The organism is Neochlamydia sp. EPS4 (assembly GCF_000813665.1).
Lineage (GTDB): Bacteria > Chlamydiota > Chlamydiia > Chlamydiales > Parachlamydiaceae > Neochlamydia.
In genome coordinates this window covers 23381-30509 of the sequence record NZ_JSDQ01000002.1, presented here as the reverse complement: position 1 = coordinate 30509, position 7129 = coordinate 23381, and the positions used below count along the sequence as shown (strand labels likewise).

Here is a 7129-nt window from a genome sequence, read left to right as displayed (position 1 = left end):
GATGTTTCTTATGGAGAAGATAAAAGCAAAGTTCGTAAAGATCACGGTCCCGAAAATCTATCTGTTTTGAAAAGATGTACAATGAATTTATTAAAAGCTGATACAAAAACAAAAGCAGGAATCAAGGGTAAGAGAGCAAAAGCCGGGTGGAATCGAGACTACATGATGGAAATGCTGAATGGTAAATAAAATCTTCATGCAATTTCCCTGCTTTCTTTTCTTGTTTTATATAAAAAATTTGTCAATATATTATTAATATTGTAAGAAAAAAAACATTTGTTAGGGTGGCTTGCAAAAAATATTTACAAACTGTTAGTTTTAAGGTGACTAATTTTTTTATTAGGTAAAATGCAGACTTCTCCAGCTTTATGGCGTCAAATACAACGCAGCAATTTCACAAATTGGAAACAATTAGCAGACTTTTTAAAGCTCTCTCCTGAACAAGGTGAGCGAATATTAAAAAATCCTTCATTTAAATTAAACTTACCCCTTCGCCTTGCTCAAAAAATTACTAAAGAGAGTTTAGATGATCCTATTCTTAAGCAATTTCTTCCTGCCTTAGATGAAAAGCTGGAAGCTACAGGCTTTCAAATAGACCCCGTCCAGGATCGATTATTTCGAAAGGAAACTAAACTTTTGCAAAAATATAAAGGCCGGGCTCTTTTAGTTTGCACAAGTGCTTGTGCGATGCATTGTAGATATTGCTTCCGTCAAAATTTTGAGTACGATAGCAAAAAAACTAGCTTTGCTAACGAATTGGAGCTTATTCGAGAAGACTTATCTCTTAGGGAAATTATCTTAAGTGGAGGAGATCCTTTATCGTTGGAAAATAGAACATTAAGCAATCTTTTAGATCAACTAGATTCGATTTCTCATCTACGCCGTGTTCGCTTTCATACCCGTTTTCCTATCGGAATTCCGGAAAGGATTGATAAAGAATTTTTAGATATCTTAAGAGTCCGTCGTGTACAAATTTGGTTTGTAGTCCATGTCAATCATCCCCGCGAGCTAGATGAGGAAGTTCTTTTAAAGCTTAAAAATGTGCAATGTTTAGGCATTCCTGTTCTTAATCAATGCGTGCTTTTAAAAGGCGTTAACGATGATAAGGAAACTCAAAAACTCCTCTGCGAAAAATTGGTAGATCACGGGATTTTACCTTACTATATGCATCAGCTAGATCGGGTAAAAGGCACTGCCCATTTTGAGGTAGAGCAAGAACAAGGTTGTGAATTTATCCGTTATCTGACTGCTAATTTATCAGGTTATGCGGTCCCTAAATATGTGCAAGAAGTACCCGGAGAATCCAGTAAAACTCCTCTTTTTTAGCCCTTAAATCAATAATTACCTGATTTAATAGAACTCTCTAGGGATGTCAGCCTATATAGCTTTTTACCTTATGGTCAAAGCTGCGCCCCATTAGTCAATAGGTTAGTCTATTTATAAATTTTTTTAAGTTTAGCCGTGCAACAGAGGTAGTAAAGCTAAAGAGTAGTTTTAAAAGAAAGAAAAAAATTGGAGGATAAGAAGAAACTTTAAAAATCCTCCCCTTTTTTCGCCATACTGCCAGCATATTTCCTTATTCTTTATGAATAGTAAACCTTGCCTGTTAATTTTTAAAGAAGATCACATTTTTTCTACTGTTTGGACACCTAATAAATTTAAGCCTTTTTTCAAAATGCGTGCTGTTGTTTCACATAAAAGTAATCGTGAATTTTGCTCAGGTACTCCTTCCACACGGCAATCACGGAAAAAGGCATTAAACTTTTCTGCTAGGGTATAGAGGTAATCTGTTAAGCGGTGGGGTAAAAGATCACGCGAAACTGCATGGATTGTTTCTCCAAACTGTCTTAAATGTAATGCTAAAGCTATTTCCGAAGGATGCTCCAAAAGAATGGGAGTAACGTTTTTAATTAATTCTAACTCGAATTTAACTTTACGTTTAATGCTAGCTATTCTGACATAAGAATACATTAAATAGGCGGCAGTATTGCCCTCAAATTTCAACATGCGCTCGTAACTAAATGTATAATCGCTAGTGCGATGGCAAGCTAAATCGGCGTATTTAATGGCGCCGATTCCTAGAATGCGGGCCATATGATCAGCCTCTTGTGGTTCTAAGGTAGGATCTCGCTTAATTAAAATCTCTTTAGCATATTTAATGCCTGCTTGAAGCAGATCAATCAATTTTTCTGTGTCTCCAGAGCGCGTACGAAATTTTTTTCCATCACTTCCTAAGACTAGCCCAAATGGAACATGATCGAGCTGCATCTTTCTCTTCTTTAAAAATCCAGCTTTTTCGGCTACTTTGAAAATCATTTGAAAGTGTAGACTTTGGCCTGCATCAGTCACAATAATAATGCGGTCTGCTTTTTCCTCGAAAATCCTTTGTTTGATTGCTGCCATATCGGTAGTATCATAATTATAGCCTCCATCAGATTTTTGAATCATAAGGGGCATAGCATTGCCTTCACGATTGCGAAATTCCTCTAAGAAAATGCATTTTGCGCCTTGAGAAATTTCAACTAAACCTAGATCTTCTAACTCTTTAACTACTTCTGGTAAAAGAGGATTATAAAAAGATTCTCCGCGCGTTTGAATTTTTACTTCGAGAAGATTATAAATCTCTTGATAAGCTTTCTCAGAAATAAGGCAAATCATCTCCCAAGCTCTTCTGGAAAGAGTATCCCCACTTTGTAGGGCTACAACCTCTTTTTGGGCTCTTTGTTTAAACTCTAAATCGCTATCAAATTTTTGCTTAGAAGCTTTATACCAGCTGACCAGCTGGGACAAGTCAGTAGGGTGATTGGCTTGTAATACATGAGGAGCTGTCTCTTTAATGTAAGCTATCAGCATACCAAAAGCAGTTCCCCAATCTCCAATATGATTGAGCCGTATAACTTCATGTCCTAAAAATTCCAAAACACGAGCGATACAATCGCCGATAATGGTAGAACGCAGATGCCCTACATGCATTTCCTTAGCGGTATTGGGACTCGAAAAGTCAATAACAATGCGCTGCTGAGTAGGTAGGGGAACTCCTAACGTGGGATCTTCGAGGATCTCTTGAATACTTTTAGATAGGTAAAGGGGATGAATAAATATATTGATAAAACCCGGCCCCGCAATTTCAACATGATGAATAACTGGAATTTTTTCTTTAGGCAAAACACTTAAACTTTGCACAATGCCTTGAGCCACTTCGCGTGGGCTTTTTTGAAGAATTTTACAGAGCTTCATGGCAGAGTTGAATTGATAGTGGCCAAATTTATCTTGGGTACTTTGAGTAATTTCTATAGATAAATCTGGAGTGCTAGCTAAATGTGGAAAAGCTGAAATAGTCGCCTTTTTAAATTCTTCGTTTAGATGGTCGATGAGCATTTGTTTTGACATGAAATTACTTAATTATTGTTAATGTTTAAAGTCGATAGGTTTTTTTCTTTGACCGATTAAATTTGTTAGATTGTACTGAGCAATTTCGTCCGCAACCAACGCCGTAGGTTTATGTTCTTTTTCAGCTTTATCAAAAAGCTTAAGAAGAAGGTAGTAAATATGATTGACCTTATCGCGTGCTGCAGTAGCATTGTAGCCTCCTGCATTAAATTCTGCTGTAGCATTAATCAAGCCTCCCGCATTAATCACATAATCAGGCGCATATAAAATTCTTTTTTCCAAAAGCATTTCTCCTACTAGTGGCGAGGCTAATTGATTGTTTGCTGCGCCGGCGATAGCCTTACATTTTAAATGAGGAACGATTTCTTCAGTAATTACTCCTCCCATGGCGCAAGGTGCGAAAATGTCGCATTCTGTATGAATATAGTCATAGAGTCCTACGGTTTTTGCTCCCATAGGAGCAGCATGCCCTTCAAGGCGGGCTTCGTTGGCTTCGCAAAGAATCAACTGAGCACCTTCCCAAAATAAAATATTGGCAAGCTTGCTACCGACTTGTCCTAATCCTTGAACAAGGATTTTTTTATTAGCTACGGAAGGTGTTCCCCATAGTTTTTGAGCTACAGCTTGGATACCTCGATAGACTCCCCAGGCGGTGAAGGGGCTGGGATCGCCGCTGCTAGTATGGGTAGGTAAGGCGGCAACGTAAGGGGTTTTTTGACGGATAATGGCCATGTCTTTTGTATCTGAGCCTACATCTTCGGCGGCTATATAATCTCCTTGAAGGGAATGCACCACTTCTGCAAAAGCTAATAGAAGTTTTTCTGTTTTTTGCTGATAAGGATCTGCGAGGATGACACTTTTGCCTCCGCCCGTGCCAAGTTCGGCTACAGCAGATTTCCTTGTCATGGCTTTAGCAAGTAATAAAACATCTTTTAAAGCCTCTTGCGAAGAAGCGTAAGGATAAATACGTGTACCTCCTAATGAAGGACCAAGAGAGGTATCATGGATAGCAATCATACAGTGTAAGTGAGCGCCAGGATCAGTAGCCTCGATTACCTTTTTATATCCATCAATTTTTACTTCCTTTATTTGCACCATCTAGTCCTCCCGGTGTTTTTCAAAATGAGTTGATTAATAATACTCTAATAGCTATCCTTAGCCCAGCAATAAATTAAAATATTTATACTTAATTATTCCCTTTACAGAGGTTCCGGATGGCTCAAACTGTTATAACAGAAGAGATAAAAAGCGAACTAGAACAGTTTTTAAAAGAGAATCAATCTGCTGAGCTAGTGACTACATATCTCTTTTACGTAGAAAAAAAATTTAACCTACGCCCTGTCCTATTTCCAAAAGACAAGATAATCTACCAAAGTGCAGAGGATGCCGTCAAGTATGTTGAACAACAACACCAATTGTGGCACGAAACTGAAATCAAGATAGGTTTTAGTAATTTGAGTGTAAATGAGCAAACTAAAAAGATTTACATCTGTCCTTTTACCGGAAAAGTATTTGGAGATAATACTCATCCTAATCCACAAGATGCTATTTATGATTGGGTCTCTAAATGCCCAGAAAATACGGAAAGAGTTAACGGCTTGCGGGTAAAACGTTTCTTTATTTCCGATGATCCCGAGGTAATTAAAAGCTATGCTGCTAAATTTAAGCCTAAAGAACCCATTACTAAAGTCGTTTATTCGTCAGTCTTAAGTGGTAAATTGTTTAATACAAAAGAAGCTGTGATCAAAGATTTTAAACAACATTATCTCAAACGTTTATCTTTAATGGAAGTGCAAAATCAAAATCGCTTTCAATTAGAAGAGCATTTTTTAGAATTTATTCAGAGTCAGCTTGTGGAAGATAAAATTGCAAGTTTTGTAGAAGCTTTGGCTGAATTTGAAGAATTTTCCTCTTCTGTAGCTCAGTGGCTTGAATAGGAATGAATCTTCATACTTGTCATACCGTAGAACAAACTATAAATCAAGGGTATGACTTAGGTAGCCAGCTGCCTAATGGCAGTATTGTTTGTTTATTTGGAGAATTAGGAGCTGGCAAAACCACTTTTGTTAAAGGATTGGCAGCAGGAGCCGCTGGCATAACCCCTCAGCAAGTTAACAGTCCCACTTTTGTCTATCTAAATATCTATAAAGGCCATCGTACTGTTTATCATTTCGATCTTTATCGCTTGCGCGATGCAGATGAATTTTTGAGCATGGGATTTGAGGATATGCTTTTTGCGGGGGGAATATGCTGCATTGAGTGGTCAGAGAAGATAGCCCCTTTGTTACCTCCTTCTTGTCTTAAAATTACATTGTTGCATGAGAGCGAAAGTACGCGTATCATAAGGATAGATTCATGAATGCTTATGCATTTGCTAAGGCACGTTTTATAAAAACAGCTATGGGACCTAAAGATTATCCCATCCTTAAAGATGATGGAGGAAATTTACTTCCTGAAGTAGCGGTGGCTGGGCGCTCTAACGTAGGTAAATCTAGCTTGCTTAACCATCTATTTGGTAGCAAAGGTTTAGTAAAAACTTCCTCTGTACCGGGTAAAACTCAAGCGCTGAATTTCTTTGTAATCGATGAAAAATTAGTATTTGTGGATTTACCCGGTTATGGATATGCTCAAGTCCCTCTTTCCACTAGAAAATTATGGGGGCCGATGGTAGAGCGCTATCTAAAGGAAAGAGAACCACTTAAATTAATTCTTTTTCTTTTTGACATTCGTCGCATGCCTAATGAGGATGATCGGCGCTTCTTGGAATGGGTAATTCATTATCAAAAAGCTATGATCCTTGTTTTTACTAAAGTAGATAAAATCTCAACCAATGAAAAAAAAGCTAATGCAGATAAAATTTTAAAAGCTTTTGGCATCGATAATATCCACCATCTTTTTTATTCAGCAACTAAAAATGTGGGCCGTAAAGAATTACAAAAAATGCTGACAGAAGCAATAGAGGATGAACTAGCATGAAGCCATTACATACGCAAACATTTGTTTGCTTAGATTGTGAAACTACTGGATTAGATCCACAAAGGGATCGTATTATTGAAGTAGCGGCTGTACGATTTACGGTAGAGCAAGTTTTAGCGCAATGTGAATCCTTAATTGACCCTGAATGTGAAATTCCTGAAACATCGATTGCTATTCATCATATTGTGCCGCAGATGGTGCAAGGAAAGCCTAAAATTAATGAGTACCTTCCGGAGTTTCTCAAATTCGTTAGTAATGATATTTTAGTAGGACATGGAATTAAGTTTGATATGGAAGTCATTGCTGCTTCTGCAGCTCGGGCTAACATTCCTTGCCATATCCAACACAATCGCTATATTGATACTCTGCGTTTAGCACGTCACTATGGTGAGAGTCCCATTAATTCCCTTGAACAGCTGCGTAAACATTTTAATATTCAAGAAGAAGGCGCTCATCGTGCCATGAATGATGTGGTTGTAAATATGGATGTATTTAAATACTTGGTGAAACCTTATAAAACGGTTGAGCAAGTTTTCGATCTTCTCTCTCGCCCTGTTTCAATGAAGATTATGCCCTTAGGTAAACATAAAGGAAGGCCTATTACCGAAGTGCCGCTTCAGTTTCTTTTGTGGGCAGCTAATAAAGATTTTGACCAAGATTTGTTGTTTTCTATCCGCTCCGAAATTAAGCGCCGTAAGAAAGGAAATACTTTTGGCCAGGCCGCCAATCCTTTTAGCGAACTATAAAATTAAAAGGAGATAGA

The 7129-nt window shown here is 37.7% G+C and carries 8 protein-coding genes; 6 read left to right on the top strand and 2 right to left on the bottom strand.

What is annotated here, in order from left to right; genetic code table 11:
- Nucleotides 1-189: hypothetical protein (locus DB42_RS11390; protein WP_044881217.1), on the top strand; the 189-nt coding region annotated here is incomplete at its 5' end.
- A 159-nt stretch (nucleotides 190-348) separates the two neighbouring features.
- Entirely contained in the window at nucleotides 349-1326 is a 978-nt protein-coding gene (locus DB42_RS00245) for a KamA family radical SAM protein (protein WP_044881216.1), read from the top strand.
- Nucleotides 1327-1623: 297 nt separating this feature from the next.
- Here the strand turns inward: DB42_RS00245 and argS are convergent, their stop codons facing one another.
- Nucleotides 1624-3390, bottom strand: a complete 1767-nt coding sequence (argS, locus tag DB42_RS00240; RefSeq protein WP_080502636.1) for an arginine--tRNA ligase — start codon at nucleotides 3388-3390, stop codon at nucleotides 1624-1626.
- 18 nt (nucleotides 3391-3408) lie between these two features.
- Nucleotides 3409-4488, bottom strand: coding sequence for a Glu/Leu/Phe/Val dehydrogenase family protein (locus tag DB42_RS00235; protein ID WP_044881215.1), 1080 nt, complete (start codon nucleotides 4486-4488; stop codon nucleotides 3409-3411).
- Nucleotides 4489-4604: 116 nt separating this feature from the next.
- On the opposite strand from DB42_RS00235, the gene DB42_RS00230 reads away from it, so the two are divergent.
- The 4 genes from DB42_RS00230 to DB42_RS00215 are packed head-to-tail and all read left to right on the top strand — an operon-like array spanning nucleotide 4605 to nucleotide 7112.
- Nucleotides 4605-5327: a DUF2709 domain-containing protein gene (locus DB42_RS00230; RefSeq protein ID WP_039383323.1), complete on the top strand. Its 723-nt coding sequence runs from the start codon at nucleotides 4605-4607 to the stop codon at nucleotides 5325-5327.
- A gap of 2 nt (nucleotides 5328-5329) precedes the next feature.
- Nucleotides 5330-5749 carry a tRNA (adenosine(37)-N6)-threonylcarbamoyltransferase complex ATPase subunit type 1 TsaE gene (gene tsaE / locus DB42_RS00225; RefSeq protein ID WP_039383324.1) on the top strand — a complete coding sequence of 140 codons (420 nt, stop codon included), beginning with the start codon at nucleotides 5330-5332 and terminating at the stop codon, nucleotides 5747-5749.
- Nucleotides 5746-6366, top strand: coding sequence for a ribosome biogenesis GTP-binding protein YihA/YsxC (gene yihA, locus DB42_RS00220; RefSeq protein WP_052354546.1), 621 nt, complete (start codon nucleotides 5746-5748; stop codon nucleotides 6364-6366). The genes tsaE and yihA overlap by 4 nt, the downstream gene beginning before the upstream one ends.
- On the top strand, nucleotides 6363-7112 hold the full coding sequence (locus tag DB42_RS00215; RefSeq protein ID WP_039383326.1) for a DUF3820 family protein: 750 nt from the start codon (nucleotides 6363-6365) through the stop codon (nucleotides 7110-7112). The genes yihA and DB42_RS00215 overlap by 4 nt, the downstream gene beginning before the upstream one ends.
- Nucleotides 7113-7129: the final 17 nt, after the last annotated feature.

What these genes read in the sequence shown, in the direction of transcription:
- DB42_RS00245 (WP_044881216.1), top strand. Translation starts at nt 349, where the DNA reads ATGCAGACTTCTCCAGCTTTATGGCGTCAAATACAACGCAGCAATTTC.
- argS (WP_080502636.1), bottom strand. Translation starts at nt 3,390, where the DNA reads ATGTCAAAACAAATGCTCATCGACCATCTAAACGAAGAATTTAAAAAG.
- DB42_RS00235 (WP_044881215.1), bottom strand. Translation starts at nt 4,488, where the DNA reads ATGGTGCAAATAAAGGAAGTAAAAATTGATGGATATAAAAAGGTAATC.
- yihA (WP_052354546.1), top strand. Translation starts at nt 5,746, where the DNA reads ATGAATGCTTATGCATTTGCTAAGGCACGTTTTATAAAAACAGCTATG.
- tsaE (WP_039383324.1), top strand. Translation starts at nt 5,330, where the DNA reads ATGAATCTTCATACTTGTCATACCGTAGAACAAACTATAAATCAAGGG.
- DB42_RS00230 (WP_039383323.1), top strand. Translation starts at nt 4,605, where the DNA reads ATGGCTCAAACTGTTATAACAGAAGAGATAAAAAGCGAACTAGAACAG.
- DB42_RS00215 (WP_039383326.1), top strand. Translation starts at nt 6,363, where the DNA reads ATGAAGCCATTACATACGCAAACATTTGTTTGCTTAGATTGTGAAACT.